Below are 2,478 nucleotides of genomic sequence, written 5' to 3'. Positions count from 1 at the left end.
GCTTGGCAATGAAGACAAGCCTTCGTAAATGGTCGGCCAGTCGCCGAATACTTTCAGGCCTTCGGGCTTGCCGGTTTGCAGGGTTTTTTCCAAATCAAACATGCCTAGGTAGCAGATTTCCTGCGTGAAATCCATGTTGACGCGGGCCATTTTGTCTTTGAGGACAAACCAACCGGCCTTGCTGATGAAATAGCGGTTGTCGCGAGTCAAGACAGTGCCGATAGACAGCGAAGCTTCCAGCAGGACTTGTGCCGCGTAGTTGCTGATTTTCGCTTTTTCAGCAATTTCGGCTTGAGTGAGGCCGTCTGGATGGTCGTTCAGCAGGTCCAGAATGCCAAATTTCACCATCAGGCGGGAAACTTGGAACACAATCGGTGCAAAAGCGATTTCTTGAGCCAGACGTTGAGCCTCGCCTGCAGACTGGTGTTCGTGGGAATAGCGTTGTTCTAGGGCAGGGAAGAGTTGCATATTGTTGGTTTTCCACTAAAAAGTTAATAAGTATATTCAGACGGCCTCAAACACAATCCGTCCTGATGCACACGGATACTCTCCGTTGTTGATTTTAAAGCTCAGTTTGTTTTTACCTTCATCGTATTTTAGCTCTACCGACACTTTATCGTGAGGACGGATAAACTGCTGATATTTTAGATTTTCGATGCGGATGACGCGCTGTTTACTCCATGGCTGGGGCGCGATCAGGTTGCGCACCCATTGCAGCTCGACCACGCCTGGAACCAGCGGGAAGGTGGCAAAATGGCCGCCGAAATAAACCAAATCCAAAGGCACGCGCCCGATAAAAGTTTCGGTATTGGTTTCATCGTCAGATGATGTTTTCGACCAAACGGGCGAAGTTTGGGCAACGGTAAAGGCCGTCTGAAAATCCACCGCAGCGATTTTGGCTTGGGCATTGCGCGGCAGGCTGTCGGTAAAACGCCAGTAACGCGGCAGGGCAATGGTGTCCTGTGTGGAGGCAAGATGGCGTTTGAGCGTATCGGCAACCGCAGCACGGCCTTTCTCGCGTAAGGCGGCGATACCGTCTGCATTTAATGCCGCCCATATGGCAATGCGTTGGTGTTGCGGATGGCGGCCGCAGTGGGCGTCGGCAATCCAAGGGTGTTGTAAAAGTTCGTGTTCGATTTGAGTCAGCGACACGCGTTTGTCCTCGAATTTAATAATGCGGTCTTGACGACCGAGTAACAGGAAACCGTCATCTTGCGGCTCGATCAAATCGGCGGTTTGGCGGGGTTCGGGCGACCAAGGCGAAGAAGCCCATAGTGCGCCTTCTTCGTTTTGCCCGATTTCCACGCCTTCGAAAGGCTGCCATTCTTGGCGTTCGCAACGTGAGGCAATCACACCGGTTTCGGTACTGCCATAAACTTCAAACGGGCGGACGGCAGCCTGTTGCAGCAAATCCGCCGTGGCTGCGGGCAACGCACCGCCGGCCGAGACAATGCCTGTAATTTTATGGCCGATACTCTGCCAGTTGCGGTTTTTGCCCAAGCGGTTGAGCACGGCCGGACTGGCAATCCAAACCACTTTATCGTGTGCGGCCGTGCTGGAAAGCAGGTTTTCCGGATAAACCGCCTGCTGTCGCTCCATAGTCCAACCCATTATCAGTGCGAGTGCGAAGCGGAACGTGAAGCCGTAAAGATGTTGCGGAATCACGCTGCCGATCACGGTTTCACTGTGTTGTCCAAATGGCAGCGTATTTGCCAAAGTCAGAGCTTCTGCCTGCATTTGCGCGGCGGTTTTCACAATAATCTGCGCTTCGCCGCTGGAGCCCGATGTTTTCAGCCATGCTTCGGCATGGTCGGGAATCAGATAGTTTTCAGGATAGGTGCTCAGTCCTTCCGATTCCGTTTGAGTCAATACATCAGGCAAGTGCCAGACGTTCAGGCCGTCTGAAGACAGCTTTTTATCTGTTGAATCTGTTAAAAACGCCTCTGCCGTTTTCCCCCACTCCAAATTGTCTTGCGCCAAATTGGGCAGCAATAAAACCTTTCCGCCAGAATGCCACACTGCCAACACGGCACAGGCAAACAGCGCGGCATCGTCAAACCACAACGCGGCAGTTTGCACGCCTGCCTGTTTCAGACGGCCTGACAGATGAAAAACCGCACGGTTGAAATCAGCACGCGTCCAATTCGGATGGGCGGCGATAAGGTCGTGTTGGGGTAGGTCGGGGGATAGGATTCGGATTAGGTGCATGATGGTTCTAAGGTTTTATAATTTTGATGTATTTGCCTTGGTATCTTCTTTGAATTGGGCCAAGCATTCATCGTATTGTTTGTTTGTCGTTTGGCGTATCAATTCGTAATCATTTGCCTGCCACTCTTCCAATGAATGGCTTTCACTTCGTTTGAAACAATGGAGTAAGTGATCGGTTTTGCCGCTTTGTCCGTCTAAAAAAAGGCTGACTTCATTGTTCAGAAAGAATCGGTCTCGTTTATTGAATTTTTCATAAACCAAATAGAAACG

The 2,478-nt window shown here is 51.0% G+C and carries 1 protein-coding gene and 2 pseudogenes; all 3 read right to left on the bottom strand.

Features of this window, described 5'->3' with window-relative positions:
- Positions 1-468 (bottom strand): annotated as a pseudogene (locus tag ACTHS3_RS11615) (SAM-dependent methyltransferase); the annotation flags it as partial.
- Positions 469-504: 36 nt separating this feature from the next.
- A complete protein-coding gene (locus ACTHS3_RS11610; protein ID WP_070625637.1) occupies positions 505-2,208 on the bottom strand; it encodes an AMP-binding protein in 1,704 nt (567 codons plus the stop codon).
- 15 nt (positions 2,209-2,223) lie between these two features.
- A pseudogene (locus ACTHS3_RS11605) lies at positions 2,224-2,478 on the bottom strand (hypothetical protein); the annotation flags it as partial.

It is taken from the genome of Neisseria sp. P0009.S007, from assembly GCF_051962515.1.
The sequence above is the reverse complement of the archived record's forward strand: the minus strand, read 5'-3'. Positions and strand labels throughout refer to the sequence as shown.